We start from the raw sequence: 16,680 nt of genomic DNA on the forward strand, positions 1-16,680 counted from the left end.
TCCTTCCCAGCCCCCGCCGCGCCGCGGGGCTGCCTCACCGTGGAGGTTCACGCAGTCGTGACACCCCAGGACTCCCCCGGGGGCCCGCCGGCCCTCGAACTCAGCGGCGTCTCGAAGTCGTTCGGGGCCGTCAAGGCCCTCGTCCGCGCCGACCTCACCGTGCACCCCGGTTCCATCCACGCCCTCATGGGTGAGAACGGCGCCGGCAAGTCGACCCTGGTGAAGATCGTCGCGGGCGTGCACCGGCGCGACACCGGCGAGTTCCGGCTGGCCGGCCGGCCGGTCGACTTCTCCTCCACCGCCGAGTCGAAGGCCGCGGGCATCGCGGTCATCTACCAGGAACCCACGCTGTTCCCCGACCTGTCGGTCACCGAGAACATCTTCATGGGCCGCCAGCCCACCAACCGCTGGCGCAAGCTGGACCGGCGCGCCATGCACCGCCAGGCCACCGCCCTGTTCGAGCGGCTCGGCGTGGCGATCGACCCCGACCGCCCCACGCTGGGCCTGTCGATCGCCGACCAGCAGCTCGTGGAGATCGCCAAGGCGGTCTCGCTGGACGCCCGGGTCCTCATCATGGACGAGCCCACGGCCGCCCTGTCCGGCACCGAGGTCGCGCGGCTGTTCACCATCGCCCGGGCCCTGCGGGACGAGGGCCGGGCGCTGGTGTTCATCTCGCACCGCTTCGACGAGGTCTTCGACCTGTGCGACACGATCACCGTGATGCGCGACGGCCAGTACGTGTCCACCGCCGCCACCGCCGACACCACCCCCGCGCAGATCGTCCGGGCGATGGTCGGGCGCGAGGTGGCCTCGCTGTTCCCCAAGACCGAGGGCACCACACCCGGCGACGTCGTCCTGCAGGTCGACGGGCTCACCAGCCCCGGCGTCTTCGAGGACGTCTCGATCACGGTGCGCGCCGGTGAGATCGTCGGTCTGGCCGGGCTCGTCGGGGCCGGGCGCAGCGAGGTCGCCCGCGCGGTCTTCGGCGTCGACACCTACCGGTCGGGGTCGGTGACCTTCGCCGGGCAGCGGCTGCGGCCGGGCAACCCCCGCGCGGCCATCGCCGCCGGGATCGCCTTCGTGCCCGAGGACCGCCGCAAGCAGGGCCTGCTGCTGGACATGTCGGTGTCCCGCAACATCACCCTCGTCCTGCGGCGCTCGCTGGCCAAGGCGGGCCTGCTGACCTCCGACCTGGAGTACCGCAGCGCGGCCGAGTGGGCCCGGCGGCTGCAGGTGAAGGCCGCCGACCTCGACAGCGAGGCCGGGACGATGTCGGGCGGCAACCAGCAGAAGGTCGTCATCGCCAAGTGGATGGCCATGCGGCCGAAGCTGCTCGTCATCGACGAGCCCACCCGCGGGATCGACGTCGGCACCAAGGCCGAGGTGCACCGCCTGCTCGACGAACTGGCCCAGCAGGGCCTGGCCATCCTGATGATCTCCAGCGAGCTACCGGAGGTGCTCGGCATGAGCGACCGGGTCTACGTCATGCGGGAGGGCTCCGTGACCGCCGAGCTCGCGCGCGCGGACGCCACCAGCGAGTCGGTCATGACCGCCGCGACGCGCAGCACCGAGGTGGCGGCGTGAGCCCGGCCACCTCCCAGCGCACCGGCCAGCGCACCGGCTGGCTGGGCCGGGTGGGGCGGCGCCGGGAGACGAGCGTCGCCCTGGCCGTCGTCCTCGTCGTGGTCGTCGCGACCGTCGCCAGCCCCAGCTTCGCCACCGGCGCCGACGGGTTCCGCAACCTGCTGCTGACCCCCGCCCTGCTCGTGCTGCTGGCCGTGGGGCAGGCCCTGGTCGTCGTCACCAAGAACATCGACCTGTCCGTCAGCGCGGTCCTAGGCCTGACGGCGTACGCCACCGGCTGGATGTTCGCGAACACGTCCCTGCCCGCCGTGGTCGTCGTCGTGCTCGCGCTGCTGCTCGGGCCCCTCCTCGGCCTGGTCAACGGCGTGCTCGTCAGCGTGGCGCGGGTCCCGTCCCTGGTCATCACCCTGGGGACGCTCTACGCGTTCCGCGGGGTCCTGGTCGCCTGGGCCGGCGCCGACCGCGTCAACGCCTCCGACCTGCCGTCGGCCTTCGTCTCCTTCGGCACCGGGACCGTGCTGGGCGTCCCGTTCATCACCCTCGTCGCCGTCCTCGTCCTGGCCGCGCTGGCCTACCTGCTGCACTCCACCCGCAGCGGGCGGGAGCTGTACGCCATCGGCTCGGACCCGCAGGCCGCGGTGCTGTACGGCCTGCCGGTGACCCGCCGGGTGCTGGCCGCGTTCGTCGCCTCCGGGGCGCTGGCCGGCCTGGCGGGGGTCCTGTACGCCGCCCGGTACGCCACCATCAGCTCCAGCGCCGGGGCGGGCCTGGAGCTGAACGCCGTGGCCGCCGCCGTCATCGGTGGCGTCGCCATCACCGGCGGCTCCGGGACCGTCGTCGGCGCCGCCCTCGGCGCGGTGCTGCTGACCACCATCAACCGGGCCCTGCCCACCGTGGGCATCGCCGACTTCTGGCAGCAGGCCGTCGTCGGTGCGCTGATCATCGGCGCGATCGTGCTGGACCGCCTGCTCGTCGTCCGCACCGCGCGGCGACTGGTCGCCGCCCGGCACCAGGACCACCACGGCGACCACCGCGGGAGCCCGCCACCGGCGGGGACGGCGGACGCGCAGCGACTCAAGGAGGTGGCACCGTGATGCCGACCCTGCAGGACCGGGGCGAGACGCAGCGCCCTCCCACCCCCGGCGCCCCCCGCACCGCGGTGCGGCTGCGCAAGGCGCTCCTGGGGCGCGACACCGCGATCCTCGCGCTGCTCGTCGTCGTCTGGCTGGTCGCCTCCGGCACGGTGGAGAACTTCAACCGCCCGCAGACCGTGTACTACCTGCTGCTGGACGTCTTCCCCATCCTGCTGATCGCGCTGCCCATGACGATGGTCGTGGTGACCGGCGAGATCGACCTGTCCGTGGCGAGCATGATGGGCCTGTCCAGCGTGGTCGTCGGCGTGCTGCACGAGGCCGGGGCCGGGATGCCGGTCGCGATCGGAACCGCCCTGGTCGTGGGGCTGCTCGGCGGCGCCCTCAACGGCTTCCTCGTCACCGTGGTCGGGCTGCCCTCGCTGGCGGTGACGGTCGGCACGCTGGCGCTGTACCGGGGGCTGGCCGTCGGGCTGCTCGGCACGACCGCCGTCACCGGGTTCCCCGAGCAGTGGAAGGACCTCGTCACCGACCGGCTCTTCGGCCGCGGCACCGCGATCCCCGGTGTGGTCCTGCTGTTCGTCGTGCTGGCCGTCGTGTTCGCCGTCGTGCTGCACTTCACCCCGGTCGGCCGCGCCGTGTACGCCATGGGGCTGAACACCGAGGCGTCGCTGTTCTCCGGGATCGGCGTGGGGCGCGTGAAGTTCTGGCTGTTCGTGGTGACCGGCCTGGTGTCCTCCCTGGCGGGGGTCTACTGGACGCTGCGCTACGACTCCGCCCGCGGCGACAACGCCACCGGCCTGGAGCTGTCCGTCGTGGCCGCCGTCCTCGTCGGCGGGGTGTCGATCTTCGGCGGCCGGGGCGCGCTGCCCGGCGTGATCGCCGGGGTCCTGCTCATCGGCGCGCTGCGCAGCGCCCTGCGGCTGGCCGACGTCTCCTCCGACGTCATCAACGTGGCCACCGGCGTCCTGCTGATCCTGTCCGTCCTGGTGCCCGCGGTCTCGGCCGCGCTGCGCCGCCACCGGCCCACCCGCCGCGCCGCGGCGTCCTGACCCACCCCACCCCCGACGCGGGAACCGTTCCCGCGCACCTCCCTGAAAGGGACCGACGATGACGTTCTCCCCCCTCACCTCCCCCACGTCCTCGCGCCGCCGTGCCCTGGCCTCGGTCGCGGTGCTCGCCGCCCTCGGCCTGGGCGCGTCGGCCTGCTCCTCCGACTCCGGCGACACCGGCTCGACCTCCGAGGGGTCGGGCTCCTCGGGGGACTACTCGATCGCCTTCCTGCCCAAGAACCTGGGCAACCCGTACTTCGACACCTCCGACCAGGCCGCCAAGAAGGCCATCGAGGGTTTCGGCGGGGAGTTCAAGGAGGTCGGCCCGTCCGAGGCCACCGCCGACGGCCAGGTCTCCTACATCAACACCCTCACCCAGCAGGGCGTGAACGCGATCGTCCTGTCCGCCAACGACGTCAACGCGCTGTGCGACTCCCTCAAGGAGGCCATGGACGCCGACATCAAGGTCATCACCTTCGACTCCGACGTCGACCCCTCCTGCCGCGACGCCTACGTCTCGGCCTCCAGCACCGACCTCATCGCCCAGAGCCAGGTCGACCTGGTCGCCGAGCAGATCGGCCAGGCCGGCGAGGTCGCCATCCTGTCGGCCAGCGCCAACGCCACCAACCAGAACGCCTGGATCGAGGCGATGAAGACCTACGCGGCGCAGAAGTACCCGAACCTGCAGATCGTCGACACCGTGTACGGCGACGACGACGACCAGACGTCCTTCGACAAGACCGAGGCGCTGCTGTCGACCCACCCGAACCTGAAGGGCATCATCTCCCCCACCACCGTCGGCATCGCCGCCGCCGCCCGCTACCTGAGCACCTCGCAGTACAAGGGCAAGGTCGCGCTCACGGGCCTGGGCACGCCCAACGACATGCGCCAGTACGTCGAGGACGGCACCGTGACCTCCTTCGCGCTGTGGAACCCCGCCGACCTGGGCGTCCTGGCCTCCTACACCGCCAAGGCCATGATCGACGGGGACATCACCGGTGAGGAGGGCGACACCTTCACCGCCGAGGGCCTGTCCAGCGACGAGACCGACTTCACCGTCGAGGCCGACGGGATCGTCACCCTCGGCGAGCCGTTCGTGTTCACCAAGGAGAACATCGGCCAGTTCGACTTCTGACCCGCGGCGCCCGGGCCACCGCCGGAGTCGTCCCGGGCTCCACAGGCTCCCCGCCTCCCCGGGCGGGAGCGTCCGGGACGGCACCGGCGTCCGCCCGGGCCAGGCTGGCGGGGTGCTGAACTCGGTGCTGCCGGCGGGTCTGGTCGTTCTCGCGGCGGCGGGGGTGGCCGCCGCGACGGTGACCGCCGCCCCCGTCCCGGCTCCGCCCCCGACGCCCGCAGGGGTCCGCGCGTGGAGCTGGCCGGTCCAGCCGCCGCGCGTGCTGCGCGGTTTCGAGGACGTGGGCCGGTACGAAGCCGGTCACCGCGGTGTCGACCTCGCCGCCGACCCGGGGCGGGCGGTGGCGGCGGTCGAGGCCGGGACGGTGTCGTTCGCCGGGCCGGTGGCCGGGCGCGGGGTCGTCGTCGTGCTGCACCCCGACGGCACGCGCACCACGTACGAACCGCTCGACCCGGCCGTCGGCCCGGGCGAGCAGGTGCGGGCCGGGGCCGTGCTGGGCGCGCTGGCCGCCGCACCGCAGCACTGCCCGGTCCCCTGCCTGCACCTGGGGCTGCGCCGGGGCGAGACCTACCTCGACCCGCTGACGCGGCTGCGGGCCGCCGCCCCCGTGCTGCTGCCCCTGGGCCGGGCGTGAGACCGGGTCAGCCGGCGTCGGCGAGCTTGCCGCGCAGCTGCAGGACGGCCTTGGTGTGCATCTGGCAGATGCGCGACTCGGTGACCCCCAGGACCCGTCCGATCTCGGCGAGCGTCAGGCCCTCGTAGTAGTAGAGGGTCACGACGATCTTCTCGCGCTCGGGCAGCTGGTTGATCGCCCGCGACAGCAGGAACTTCGTCTCCTCGCTCTCGAACGCGGCGACGGGGTCTTCGGCCTTGGTGTCCTCGAGGGTGTCGACGAGGGAGAGCTTGTCGCCCTTCTCCCCCGAGACGCTGAGCAGCTCGTCGAGCGCCACGACGTTGACGTAGGAGACCTGGCTGAAGATGTGGTGCAGGTCGGACAGCGCGATGCCCATCCGCTCGGCGACCTCCGCCTCGGTGGGGGTGCGGTGCAGCTCCCCCTCCAGGGTGGCGTAGGTCCGCTCGACCTCGCGGGCCTTGCTGCGCACCGACCGCGGGATCCAGTCGATGGCGCGCAGCTCGTCGATGATGGCGCCGCGGATGCGGGAGATCGCGTAGGTCTCGAACTTGATGGCGCGCTCGATGTCGAACTTCTCGATGGCGTCGATGAGCCCGAAGATGCCGTAGGAGACGAGGTCGGCCTGCTCGATGTTCGGGGGCAGCCCCACGCCGACGCGCCCGGCCACGTACTTGACCAGCGGCGAGTAGTGCATGATCAGCTTCTCGCGCACGTACGGGTCGGCGGTGGCCTTGAACTCCTCCCACATCGCCCGCAGGGCGGCCTCGGCGGCCTCCTGCTCCGGGGTCGAGGGGCCCTTGCCCTTGCGGCTGGTGAAGCGGGCGTTGGCCTGCGGCCGGCCCGCCGGCTGCACCTCGTCCGCGGGCTGGGCCGGCTGCTGGTCGGTCGTTCCGGTGGTGTCGATGCCGCGCTCCTGACCGTCGTGGACCACGCGCAGGTCCGACGGGGCCGTGGAGGCGCGCTCGCTCCCCGCTGCTGCTTCCACCGTGCTCCTCCCCCGGACCTCAGGCCCGTGGGTGGGCCTGACGGTGCGAACTCCGCAATCGCTCCACGGAGACGTGCGTGTAGATCTGCGTCGTTGACAGCGTAGCGTGACCAAGCAACTCCTGTACGCTACGAAGGTCAGCTCGTCCGTCCAGCATGTGCGTCGCCGCCGCGTGCCGCAGACCGTGCGGGGAGGTGTGCGGGGCCCCCGGCACCGCAGCCACCGCCCGGTTCACCACGGTGCGGACCTGCCGCTGGTCCAGCCTGCGCCCCCGGACGCCGAGGAACAAGGCCTCACCGGAGTCCGGACCGGCCAGGTGCGGGCGCCCGCGCTCCAGCCACGCCTGCACCGCCCGCAGCGCCGGCGTCCCGAACGGGACCGTCCGCTGCCGGTCCCCCTTGCCCAGCACCCGCGCGGTGCGGTGCTCCACGTCCAGGTCCGGGACGTCCAGCCCCACCAGCTCGGCCACCCGGCACCCCGTGGCGTACAGCAGCTCCAGGACCGCACCGTCGCGCAGCGCGACCGGGTCGGCGCCCGAGCCCTCCTCCCGCGCCCGCACCGCCGGTTCCAGCGCCGCCCGCACCTGCGACTGCGCCAGCACCCGGGGCAGCTCCCGGGACCGCTTGGGGGCCTGCAGGCGCAACCCCGGGTCGGCGGCGGCCCGCCCCGTCCGGTGCGCCCACGCCGTGAACGTGCGCACCGCCGCCGCCCGCCGCGCCAGCGTCGTGCGCCGCAGGTCGGCCGCCGCCCGCGTCTGCCAGGCCCGCAGGTCGGCCAGCCCCAGCAGGTCGAGGTCCAGCGTCCCGTCGTCGCCCGCGGGCACGGTCGTGGTGAGCAGGTCGCGCACGTCCGAGCAGTACGCGCGGACGGTGTGCTCGGACCGGTTGCGCTCGGCGCGCAGGTGGGTGGCGAACGCCGACAGCAGCCCGGTCAGGTCCTCGCGCCCCACCCCCGCACCGTCGCCCGCCCACCGGCGCGGCGCAAGCCGCCGCGCCGGTCGGAGCGGTTCAGTCGCCCTTGACGTTCACGACCTGCCGCAGCGTGTGCCGCACCTCCACCAGGTCGGCGGCGTCGGCCATGACCCGGTCGATGTCCTTGTAGGCGGCCGGGATCTCGTCGAGGAAGGCGTCGGTGTCGCGGTACTCGATGCCCCGCATGGCCTCCCGCAGCTGCTCACGGGTGAACGTGCGCCGCGCCGCGGACCGGCTGTACTCGCGCCCGGCGCCGTGCGGGGAGGAGTCCAGGGACATCCGGTTCCCCTTGCCCACCACGACGTAGCTCGCCGTGCCCATGGAACCGGGCACCAGGCCCGGCCGTCCCGCGTCGGCCCGGATCGCGCCCTTGCGCGACAGCCACACCTCACGGCCGAAGTGCCGTTCGCGCGAGGTGTAGTTGTGGTGGCAGTTGATCCGCTCGCGCTCCTCGACGTCGGCTCCCAGGAACTCCCCGAGGCGCGCGGCGACGCGGTCCATCATCTCCTCCCGGTTGAGCAGCGCGAAGTGCTGCGCCCACCGCAGGTCGGAGACGTACTCGTCGAACTCGGGCGTGCCCTCCACGAGGTACGCGAGGTCGCGGTCGGGCAGCGGGACGAACCACCGCGCGCACAGCTCCTGGGCCACCGCGATGTGGTGGGTGGCCAGCCTGTTCCCCGGCCCCCGGGAACCGGAGTGCAGGAACAGCCACACCGTGTCCGCCTCGTCCAGGGACACCTCGATGAAGTGGTTCCCCGACCCCAGGGTGCCCAGCGCCGTCCGCCACTTCGGGACCAGCTGCTCGCGGAACTGCGCGCGGTGCGGCTCCAGCGCCTCCAGGTCGGCCACGCGCGGCGCGGCGGTCACCGAGACGTCCCGGTTGGCGGCGCCGGCCGACAGCGGGACCGACCGCTCGATCGCCTCGCGCAGCACCGACAGGTCCCGGCCGGCCAGGTCGGCCGCCGTGAACTGCGTCCGGACCGCGATCATGCCGCAGCCGATGTCGACGCCCACGGCCGCCGGGATGATCGCCCCGTCGGTCGGGATGACCGAGCCGACCGTCGCCCCCTTGCCCAGGTGGGCGTCGGGCATCAACGCGATGTGCGGGTGGATGAAGGGCATGGTGGCGGCGGTCTCGGCCTGCCGGCGCGTCTTCTCCTCCAGGATCGACGCCCAGTTCACCAGCTTGCCCGTCAGCCGCTCCACGACTCGTCCCCTCTCCTCCAGCCTGCGCGGCAACGGTTTCCGCGCCAGGCACGAGGAACGACGATACGCACGCACCGACGGGGTTCCCAGCGCTTTTCACCCCACCGCCCCCCGCCGCCACCCCGCGTCGACCCGCAGGGCGTGACCGGACAGTTCCAACCGGCCCAGGATCGACTGGACCCCCGGCACGTCCAGCCCGCTGTCGCGCGCGAGCTGCTCCAGCCCCGCCGCGCCCCGGCGCGGCAGGCACTCGGCCACCCGCAGCTCGTCCCGTTCCAGCCCGTCGAAGGGGCGGGACTCCACCCGCGGGGCCCGCACCGGTTCACGGCCCAGGTCGCCCAGGAGCTCGGCGACCTCCTCCGCGCTCGTGACGCACACCGCACCGCGCTCGCGCAGCAACCGGTGGCACCCCGCGGAGGCCGCCGACGTCACCGGCCCGGGGACCGCGCCCACCGGCCGCAGCAGGCGTTCGGCCCGGTCGGCCGTCGACAGCGCCCCGGACCGCCAGGCCGCCTCCACCACGACGGTGCCGCGGGTCAACGCCGCGATGAGCCGGTTGCGCTCCAGGAACCGCCACCGCGTCGGCGTCGCCCCGGGCGGGACCTCCGAGACCAGCGCCCCCGTCCGCGCGAGCCGGGCCAGCAGCGCCGCGTTCCCCGCCGGGTAGCTGCGGTCCACCCCGCAGGCCAGGACCGCGACGCTCACCCCCTCCACCGCGAGCGCCGAGCGGTGCGCGGCGGCGTCGACGCCGAACGCCCCGCCGCTGACGACGGCGAACCCGCGGTCGGTCAGGCCCACCGCGAGCTCGGCGGCGACGTGCTGGCCGTAGGCCGTCGCGGCCCGTGAGCCGACGAGGGCGGCGCTGCGGCGGGTGACCTCGGCCAGGTCCACGGGACCGCGCACCCACAGGCAGAACGGCGCGCCGAGGGGCCGCTCCCCCGTGGTGTCGACGTCGAGGTCGGCCAGGGTGGTGGGCCACTCCGCGTCACCGGGGACGACGAGGCGGCCACCGGCGGCGCGGACGGCGGCGACGTCGGAGGCGGGGTCGGTCTCGTGCAGCCGGGTCTGCCAGCGCTCGGGCCCGCGGCCGGTGACGACGGCCTCCAGGGCGAGCGGGGCGCCGACCTCGGTGACGAGCCGGGCCGCGGCGGCGTCGCCGGGTTCGGCCAGGCGGCTCCAGGCGGCCCGGGCGAGGCGGTCGTCGTCCAGGGCGGCGCGCAGGGCCGCCGGGACGGGTCGCAGCGCGAGGGTCCGCTGGCCGGGAGCGGGCCGGCGGGTCACGCACCCACCCCCGTCGCGGCGGCCCCGCGCAGGGCCAGGGCGCGGCCGACGTCGTCGCGGTCCGGGGCCGCGGCGCCGCGCAGGTCGGCGACGGTCCAGGCCAGCCGCAGGACGCGGTCGAGGCCGCGCAGGGTGAGGACGCCCCGGTCGAGGGCGCGGTCGAGGTCGCGGGTGGTCTCGTGCGGCAGGCGCAGCGGACCGCGCAGCAACGGGCCCTTGAGCTCGCCGTTGGTGGTGATCCCGTGGCGCTGCAACCGTTCCCGCTGCACGCCGCGGGCCTGGGCGACCCGGGCGGCGACCACGGCCGTGGGCTCCCCCGCCTGCGGTTCGGCGACCTCGGCGCGGGTGACGGCGTGGACCTGCAGCTGGACGTCGACCCGGTCGAGCAGGGGGCCGGACAGCTTGGTGGCGTAGCGGCGGCGGGCCTGCGGGGTGCAGGTGCAGTCGACGCCCTTGCCGACGGCCCGCCCGCACGGGCAGGGGTTCGCGGCGAGCACGAGCTGGAACCGGGCGGGGTAGCGGGCGGTGCCGCGGGCGCGGTGCAGGACGAGCTCGCCGTGCTCGAGGGGCTGGCGCAGGGCGTCCAGGACGCGGGCCTCGAACTCGGGGGCCTCGTCGAGGAACAGCACGCCGCGGTGCGCGCGGGAGACCGCTCCCGGGCGCGGCACGCCGCTGCCCCCGCCGACGAGGGAGGCGACCGAGGCGGTGTGGTGCGGGTCCTCGTACGGCGGCCGGGTGATCAGTGCAGTCCCGGGCCGCCCCCGCAGCGTGCCCGCGATGGAGTGCACGGCCGTCACCTCCAGGGCGGCCTCCTCGTCGAGGTCGGGCAGCAGGCCGGGCAGGCGGGCGGCCAGCATCGTCTTGCCCGCCCCGGGTGGGCCGTTCATGAGCAGGTGGTGGCCGCCGGCGGCGGCGACCTCCAGGGCGAAGCGGGCCTCGGCCTGCCCGACGACGTCGGCGAGGTCGAGGGGGCGCCCGGTGCCGGTGCGCGGGGGCGGGACGAACGCGCGGGGCGGGTCGGGCAGGTCCAGCGGCGGGTCGCCGCGGTAGTCGGCGACGAGCTCGGCGAGCCAGCGCACCCCCCGCACGGCGATGCCGGGCACGAGGGCGGCCTCCTCGGCGGTGCTCTGCGGCACCACGACGCGCCGGACCCCGGCCCGGGCGGCGGCCAGCACGGCGGGCAGGACGCCGTCGACGGCGCGGACGCTGCCGTCGAGCCCCAGCTCGCCGAGGTGGACGGTCTCGGCCGAGGCCGCCGGGGGCAGGACACCGGCGGCGGTGAGGGTGGCGACGGCCACGCTGAGGTCGAACGCCGAGCCGTTCTTCGGCAGCGTCGCCGGTGACAGGTTGACCGTGATGCGCTGCGAGGGCAGCGGGAACCCGGAGTTGGCGGTGGCCGCGCGCACGCGGTCCTTGGCCTCGTTGAGCGAGGCGTCGGGCAGCCCGACGAGGACGAAGGCGGGCAGGCCGGCGGAGATGTCGGCCTCGACCTCCACGAGGTGCCCGTCGAGGCCGATCAGGCCCACGGCCAGGGAACGGGCCAGCGCCATCAGAGCACCCCGCGCAGGTGCTCGACGCGGGCCGGGCCGCGCTCGGCGGGGACGACGGCGACGACGTCGAAGCGGACCCCGCCGGGGGCGGCGCCGGGCCGGGCGCTGAGCCACTCGGCGGCGAGGTCCTGCAGCCGGGCCAGCTTGCGGGGGGTGACGGCTTCGGCCGGGGTCCCCGCGCGGGAGCTGCGGCGGGTCTTGACCTCGCAGACGACCAGGACGTCCCCGTCACGGGCGAGGATGTCGATCTCGCCGCGCCGGCACCGCCAGTTCCGCTCCACGACCGTCATGCCGGCCTCGGTCAGCCACCGTGCGGCCACCCGTTCCCCGTACCGTCCCACCGCGTCCTGCGCACGCACGTGCACCACCTCCGCGCCCAGCCTGCGGCGGGTGCGGCGGTGAGCGGACGCGGCGGGGCGGGCTGTGGACGGCGGGTGGGCTCAGGCGGCCCTGTGGAGACGGCGACGTCGTCGTCGGGCCGTCGTCCACAGCGAGGACGCGCCCCAGCGACCCCCCGGCAGTGGGGCGCGTCCCGCAGGTGCATCGGCGCAGCCCCGAGAAGCGTTACGCATCGCGTCATCCACCGCCTGGATGGACCGGGCCGTCCTCAGCGGTCGCGCAGCTCGGGGGTGTCCGGCACCTCGATGTCGCGCTTCTGCAGCTCCTCGACGTTGACGTCCTTGAACGTCACGACGCGCACGTCCCGCACGAACCGGGCGGGGCGGTAGACGTCCCACACCCACGCGTCGTGCAGCGTGACCTCGAAGTAGGTCTCGCCGTCGGCCGTCCGCACCTGCAGGTCCACCGAGTTCGCGAGGTAGAAGCGCCGCTCGGTCTCCACCACGTAGGAGAACAGCGACACGACGTCGCGGTACTCGCGGTAGAGCTGCAGCTCCATCTCGGTCTCGTAGTTCTCGAGGTCCTCTGCGCTCACGGGACCATCATGCCCGTCGGGCCACCGAGGTGTCGGAGGTGAGGTCCGCGAGCGCGTCGCCGGGGACCGGCGCCGTCCCCGGCAGCTGCACGGCCCCGGGCGCGGGCAGCGCGAGCCCGGGCAGCCGCCAGCTGCGCCGGTGCTGCGCGCAGGCGCCGTGCTCGGCCAGCGCCTGGAGGTGGTCGGGGGCGCTGTACCCCTTGTTGCCGGCCCACCCGTAACGGGGGAAGTCGGCGTGCCGGGCCGCCATGATCGCGTCGCGCGTGGTCTTGGCCAGGACGCTGGCCGCGGCGACGGACGCGCACGTCACGTCGGCCTTGATGCGGGTGGTCACCGGTGGCGCCGCGCACGGCAGGGCGGGGGCGGTCCCGTCCAGACCGTCCAGCCCGTCCAGCAGCGACGGTTCACGCGGGTCGCTGAGGTAGTCCTGGTTGCCGTCGAGGATCACCAGGTCGGGCAGGACGGGCAGCTGGGCCAGCGCGCGACGGCCGGCGAGCCGCATCGCGGCCGTGATGCCCACGGCGTCGATCTCGGCGGGTTCGGCGTGCCCGACGGCCCAGGCGACCGCCCAGCGCCGCACCTTCGGCGCCAGCGCCTCCCGGGCGGCGGGGGTGAGCAGCTTGGAGTCGCGCAGCCTGAGCGGTGCGGTCGGCGTGGACGCGTCGACGACGACCACGCCGAGGCTGACGGGCCCGGCCAGCGACCCGCGACCCACCTCGTCCACCCCGGCGACGAGGGTGTGACCGGCCCGGAGGAGCTGCCGTTCCAGGCGCAGGGAGGGCGCCGCGGCGGGTGAGGGCGTCCGGCGGGTGGGGCGGGAGCTCACGAGACCCCCGACGCCCCGCTGACGGAGTCGAAGTCGTCCGGGGTCCCCAGCCACGACCAGTGCGACAGCGGCCAGACGACGGCGTGGGCCCGCCCGACGACGAGGTCGACCGGCACGAAACCGCCGTGGGGCTTGTCTCGGTTGTAGCGGGAGTCGGCGGACTCGGCGCGGTTGTCGCCCATCACCCACAGCATCCCCTCGGGGACGGTGACGTCGAACTGGGTCGCGCTCGGCACGACGTCCCGGGCCAGGTAGGCGGACTCGTCGACCGGGGTGTCGTTCACCGTGAGCAGGCCGCCCGCGTCGCAGCACACGACGTGGTCGCCGGGCAGGCCGATGACCCGCTTGATGAGGTGGTCGTCGGAGTCCTCCGGCAGCAGGCCCACGAACGTGAGGGCGTCGGCGACGACCGTCCCGACCGCGCCGCGCTGGGTGGGGACCGTCTCGGGCAGCCACCCGCCGGGGTCGGAGAAGACGACGACGTCCCCGCGGTGCAGGTCGAAGGGGCCCGGCGTGAGCTTGCTGACGATGACCCGGTCGCCGATGTCCAGGGTCTGCTCCATGGACTGCGAGGGGATGAAGAAGGCCTGCAGCAGGAACGTCTTCACCACGAGCGAGACGACCAGCGCGACCGCGACGACCAGGACGGTCTCGCGGACGGCGGCGAACAGGCCGCTGGCGGCGGACCGCCTGCGCGGTGCGGGCTCTCCGGGTGCGTCCACGTCCTGCTCCGCCCCGCGCTCGGTGCTCACGACCCGTTCCCCCGTTCGACGGTCCCGGCCGCGCCCAGCGGCCAGGTGACGGCGACCACGCGCCCGATGACGTCGTCCACCGACACGGTGCCGCCACCGGGCGAGCCGAGGTGGGAGCGGGAGTCGACGGAGTCGCTGCGGTGGTCGCCCATCAACCACAGTCTCCCCTGCGGCACGGCGATGTCGAACTCGACCTCGCTCGCAGCGTCACCGGGGTGCACGTACGGCTCGTCCAGCGGTTCACCGTTCACGAGCAGCCGGCCCTGCTCGTCGCAGCAGGTGATCCGGTCCCCGGGCAGTCCCACGACACGCTTGACGTAATCGGCTTCTCCGGGCCGGAACCCGAGCAACCCGGCCGCGGCGGCCCCGAGCCGGGCCAGTCCCTCCGGCGCCGGCGGGGCGTCGGCGAACGTGCCGGTGCCGTTGAACACGACGACGTCCCCGCGCCGGACGTCGTCGGCGTCGACCCGCCAGACGAGCACGCGCTCGCCCGGTTCGAGGGTGGGGCGCATGGAGTCGGAGGGGATCGAGAAGGTCTGCACGACGAAGGTCCGCACCAGCAGGACCAGCAGCAGCGCGACGGCCAGGACCAGGACGGCCCGGCCACCGGTCGTGCCGCGCCGGGTGGACGGCCGCGGTGGGGTGGTCGTCACGGAACTCCTGCCTCGCGGGGACTGCTCACCGCGGACCGCGCGGCTGGGCGAGTCTAGTCAGGGCCCCGGCGGGCGGGGCGGAACGACACGAGCCGGGCCCCCAGCGGGGGCCCGGCTCGTGTCCGGTCCGTCGGTCTCAGCCGCGGCCGGTCGTCGTGTCGCGACGCTCCTTGATCTTGGCGGCCTTGCCGCGCAGGTCGCGCAGGTAGTACAGCTTGGCGCGCTTCACGTCACCGCGGGTGACGACCTCGATCTTCTCGATGACCGGGGTGTGCAGCGGGAAGGTGCGCTCCACGCCGACGCCGAAGCTGACCTTGCGGACCGTGAAGGCCTCGCGGATGCCGCCGCCGGTGCGGCGGATGACGACGCCCTGGAAGACCTGGACACGGGAGCGGCTGCCCTCGATGACCTTGACGTGCACCTTGAGGGTGTCGCCGGCGCGGAACTCCGGGATGTCGCTGCGCAGCGAGGCTGCGTCGATGGTGTCGAGCACGTTCATGGCTCTGCTCTCTCCTCCTGCAGGACGCCACAGGTCATCGGCGCAGGTGTCGGTCCCGCGACGGGTGGTCCGGTGGGGCGGCCCCCTGTGGCGGGCGCACCCCCCGCGGCCCGGAGGCAGCGGTCACCGGCCGTCACGGCGTGGTGGTTTCAACCGACGAGTCTGCCACAACGGGGGTCCGGAGCGAGAATCCCCGATCACCGGGGACCCACCCCAGCTCGGCCAGGACGGCGAGGTCGTGCCGGTCGCAGCGGGCCGGGTCCAGCCGCGCGAGCACGTCGGGCCGCCGGGAGGCGGTGCGGCGCAACGCCTCGTCGCGGCGCCACCGCTCGACCGCACCGTGGTTGCCGCCGGCGAGCACGGCCGGCACGTCCAGTCCGCGCCAGCTGGCCGGCTTGGTGTAGGCCGGGTGCTCCAGCAGGCCGTCGTGCTCGGGGGCGTGGCTCTCCTCGGTCAGCGACGCCGCGTTGCCGACGACCCCCGGGACCAGCCGGACGACGGCCTCGGTGATCGCCAGGACCGCGACCTCGCCGCCGTTGAGGACGTAGTCGCCCAGGGACACCTCCCGCACCCGGATCCGGGTGCGGTAGTGCTCCACGACGCGCGCGTCGATGCCCTCGTAGCGGCCGCACGCGAAGACGAGCCACGGCTCGGCGGCCAGCTCCACCGCCGCGCGCTGGCTGAAGACCTCCCCCACCGGGGAGGGGACCACGAGCACGGGCCCGTCCTCGCGCGCGTCCGCCGGCGGGTCGGCCAGCAGCGCGTCGAGGGCCTCGCCCCACGGCTCGGGCTTCATGAGCAGCCCGGCGCCCCCGCCGTAGGGGGTGTCGTCGACCGTGCGGTGCCGGTCGTGGGTGTGCTCGCGCAGGTCGTGGACCCGCACGTCCAGCAGCCCCTGCGCCTGCGCCTTGCCGATGAGGGAGAGCCGCAGCGGGGCGAGGTAGTCGGCGAAGATCGTGACGACGTCCAGGCGCACTACTCCTCGTCCCCCGGCAGCTCGGCGAACAGCCCGCCCGGCGGGTTCAGCACGACCTTGCGCCGGCGCACGTCCACGGTCGGCACGAGGGCCCGGACGAAGGGCACGAGCACCTCGCGGCCGTCGGTGCCGGTGACGACGAGGACGTCCTGCGCCGCCCCGGTGAGCAGGTCGGCGACGACGCCCAGCGGCGTCCCCGTCACCGTCACCGCGGCCAGACCCCGCAGCTGGTGCGGGTACCAGGCGTCGTCGGTCTCGTCGGCCTCCTCGTCGACGTCGACGAGCAGCAGCGTGTCGCGCAGCGCCTCGACGGCGGTCCGGTCGGTGACCTCGGTGAAGGTCAGCAGCAGCGTCCCGTTGTGCCAGCGCGCCGAGGCGACGGTCAGCGGGCCGGCCGGCGGCTCGGTGCGCAGGACGGCCCCGGGGGCCAGGCGCTGGTCGGGGTCGTCGGTGCGCAGCTCGACGGTGACCTCACCGCGCACCCCGTGCGGGCGCCCGATGCGGGCGACGACGTACTCCACGAAACGACTCCAAGGTGGGGGAACGGCGGA

18 protein-coding genes are annotated in these 16,680 nt (G+C 74.5%); 5 read left to right on the forward strand and 13 right to left on the reverse strand.

What is annotated here, in order from left to right; all coding sequences use genetic code 11:
• Positions 1-57: 57 nt before the first annotated feature.
• The 5 genes from ACRYRX_RS09960 (at position 58) to ACRYRX_RS09980 (ending at position 5,496) form a co-directional block, all read left to right on the forward strand.
• Positions 58-1,584 carry a sugar ABC transporter ATP-binding protein gene (locus ACRYRX_RS09960; protein ID WP_432511703.1) on the forward strand — a complete coding sequence of 509 codons (1,527 nt, stop codon included), beginning with the start codon at positions 58-60 and terminating at the stop codon, positions 1,582-1,584.
• Entirely contained in the window at positions 1,581-2,678 is a 1,098-nt protein-coding gene (locus tag ACRYRX_RS09965; protein ID WP_432511704.1) for an ABC transporter permease, read from the forward strand. Before ACRYRX_RS09960 ends, ACRYRX_RS09965 begins: the two co-directional genes overlap by 4 nt.
• Entirely contained in the window at positions 2,678-3,727 is a 1,050-nt protein-coding gene (locus tag ACRYRX_RS09970) for an ABC transporter permease (RefSeq protein ID WP_432511705.1), read from the forward strand. Before ACRYRX_RS09965 ends, ACRYRX_RS09970 begins: the two co-directional genes overlap by 1 nt.
• A 58-nt stretch (positions 3,728-3,785) precedes the next feature.
• Entirely contained in the window at positions 3,786-4,862 is a 1,077-nt protein-coding gene (rhaS, locus tag ACRYRX_RS09975; protein ID WP_432511706.1) for a rhamnose ABC transporter substrate-binding protein, read from the forward strand.
• 112 nt (positions 4,863-4,974) lie between these two features.
• The gene (locus ACRYRX_RS09980) at positions 4,975-5,496 is read left to right on the forward strand and encodes a murein hydrolase activator EnvC family protein (protein ID WP_432511707.1); all 522 of its coding nucleotides are present in this window, start codon (positions 4,975-4,977) and stop codon (positions 5,494-5,496) included.
• 7 nt (positions 5,497-5,503) lie between these two features.
• On the opposite strand, the gene whiG is transcribed toward ACRYRX_RS09980, so the two are convergent.
• The 13 genes from whiG to rimM all read right to left on the reverse strand — a co-directional run bounded on the left by whiG (position 5,504) and on the right by rimM (position 16,650).
• A complete protein-coding gene (whiG, locus tag ACRYRX_RS09985) occupies positions 5,504-6,349 on the reverse strand; it encodes an RNA polymerase sigma factor WhiG (RefSeq protein ID WP_432511837.1) in 846 nt (281 codons plus the stop codon).
• Between the two features lie 151 nt (positions 6,350-6,500).
• Positions 6,501-7,415 (reverse strand): tyrosine recombinase XerC, encoded by a 915-nt coding sequence (locus ACRYRX_RS09990; protein WP_432511838.1) that lies wholly within the window; start codon positions 7,413-7,415, stop codon positions 6,501-6,503.
• 73 nt (positions 7,416-7,488) lie between these two features.
• The gene (locus ACRYRX_RS09995; RefSeq protein WP_432511708.1) at positions 7,489-8,658 is read right to left on the reverse strand and encodes an RtcB family protein; all 1,170 of its coding nucleotides are present in this window, start codon (positions 8,656-8,658) and stop codon (positions 7,489-7,491) included.
• Between the two features lie 96 nt (positions 8,659-8,754).
• A complete protein-coding gene (gene dprA, locus ACRYRX_RS10000) occupies positions 8,755-9,939 on the reverse strand; it encodes a DNA-processing protein DprA (RefSeq protein ID WP_432511709.1) in 1,185 nt (394 codons plus the stop codon).
• Positions 9,936-11,489: a YifB family Mg chelatase-like AAA ATPase gene (locus ACRYRX_RS10005; protein ID WP_432511710.1), complete on the reverse strand. Its 1,554-nt coding sequence runs from the start codon at positions 11,487-11,489 to the stop codon at positions 9,936-9,938. The genes dprA and ACRYRX_RS10005 overlap by 4 nt, the downstream gene beginning before the upstream one ends.
• Positions 11,489-11,857 (reverse strand): YraN family protein, encoded by a 369-nt coding sequence (locus ACRYRX_RS10010; RefSeq protein WP_432511711.1) that lies wholly within the window; start codon positions 11,855-11,857, stop codon positions 11,489-11,491. The genes ACRYRX_RS10005 and ACRYRX_RS10010 overlap by 1 nt, the downstream gene beginning before the upstream one ends.
• Positions 11,858-12,096: 239 nt before the next feature.
• Positions 12,097-12,423: a DUF2469 domain-containing protein gene (locus ACRYRX_RS10015; protein ID WP_011981967.1), complete on the reverse strand. Its 327-nt coding sequence runs from the start codon at positions 12,421-12,423 to the stop codon at positions 12,097-12,099.
• A gap of 7 nt (positions 12,424-12,430) precedes the next feature.
• Positions 12,431-13,249 (reverse strand): ribonuclease HII, encoded by an 819-nt coding sequence (locus tag ACRYRX_RS10020; protein WP_432511712.1) that lies wholly within the window; start codon positions 13,247-13,249, stop codon positions 12,431-12,433.
• Complete coding sequence (gene lepB, locus ACRYRX_RS10025) at positions 13,246-14,001, reverse strand: signal peptidase I (RefSeq protein ID WP_432511713.1); 756 nt, start codon at positions 13,999-14,001, stop codon at positions 13,246-13,248. The genes ACRYRX_RS10020 and lepB (ACRYRX_RS10025) overlap by 4 nt, the downstream gene beginning before the upstream one ends.
• Positions 13,998-14,654 (reverse strand): signal peptidase I, encoded by a 657-nt coding sequence (gene lepB, locus ACRYRX_RS10030; RefSeq protein WP_432511714.1) that lies wholly within the window; start codon positions 14,652-14,654, stop codon positions 13,998-14,000. Before lepB (ACRYRX_RS10030) ends, lepB (ACRYRX_RS10025) begins: the two co-directional genes overlap by 4 nt.
• 136 nt (positions 14,655-14,790) lie before the next feature.
• Positions 14,791-15,153 (reverse strand): 50S ribosomal protein L19, encoded by a 363-nt coding sequence (rplS, locus tag ACRYRX_RS10035; protein ID WP_432511715.1) that lies wholly within the window; start codon positions 15,151-15,153, stop codon positions 14,791-14,793.
• Between the two features lie 133 nt (positions 15,154-15,286).
• Positions 15,287-16,129 carry a tRNA (guanosine(37)-N1)-methyltransferase TrmD gene (gene trmD / locus ACRYRX_RS10040; RefSeq protein WP_432511716.1) on the reverse strand — a complete coding sequence of 281 codons (843 nt, stop codon included), beginning with the start codon at positions 16,127-16,129 and terminating at the stop codon, positions 15,287-15,289.
• On the reverse strand, positions 16,129-16,650 hold the full coding sequence (gene rimM, locus ACRYRX_RS10045; RefSeq protein WP_432511717.1) for a ribosome maturation factor RimM: 522 nt from the start codon (positions 16,648-16,650) through the stop codon (positions 16,129-16,131). The genes trmD and rimM overlap by 1 nt, the downstream gene beginning before the upstream one ends.
• Positions 16,651-16,680: the final 30 nt, after the last annotated feature.

This window comes from Kineococcus lubricus (assembly GCF_050871965.1).
Taxonomy (GTDB): domain Bacteria; phylum Actinomycetota; class Actinomycetes; order Actinomycetales; family Kineococcaceae; genus Kineococcus.

Bases quoted from the DNA above. Each gene is read 5' to 3' on its own strand.
- ACRYRX_RS09970 (WP_432511705.1), top strand. From the start codon at position 2,678: ATGCCGACCCTGCAGGACCGGGGCGAGACGCAGCGCCCTCCCACCCCC.
- rhaS (WP_432511706.1), top strand. From the start codon at position 3,786: ATGACGTTCTCCCCCCTCACCTCCCCCACGTCCTCGCGCCGCCGTGCC.
- ACRYRX_RS10005 (WP_432511710.1), bottom strand. From the start codon at position 11,489: ATGGCGCTGGCCCGTTCCCTGGCCGTGGGCCTGATCGGCCTCGACGGG.
- rplS (WP_432511715.1), bottom strand. From the start codon at position 15,153: ATGAACGTGCTCGACACCATCGACGCAGCCTCGCTGCGCAGCGACATC.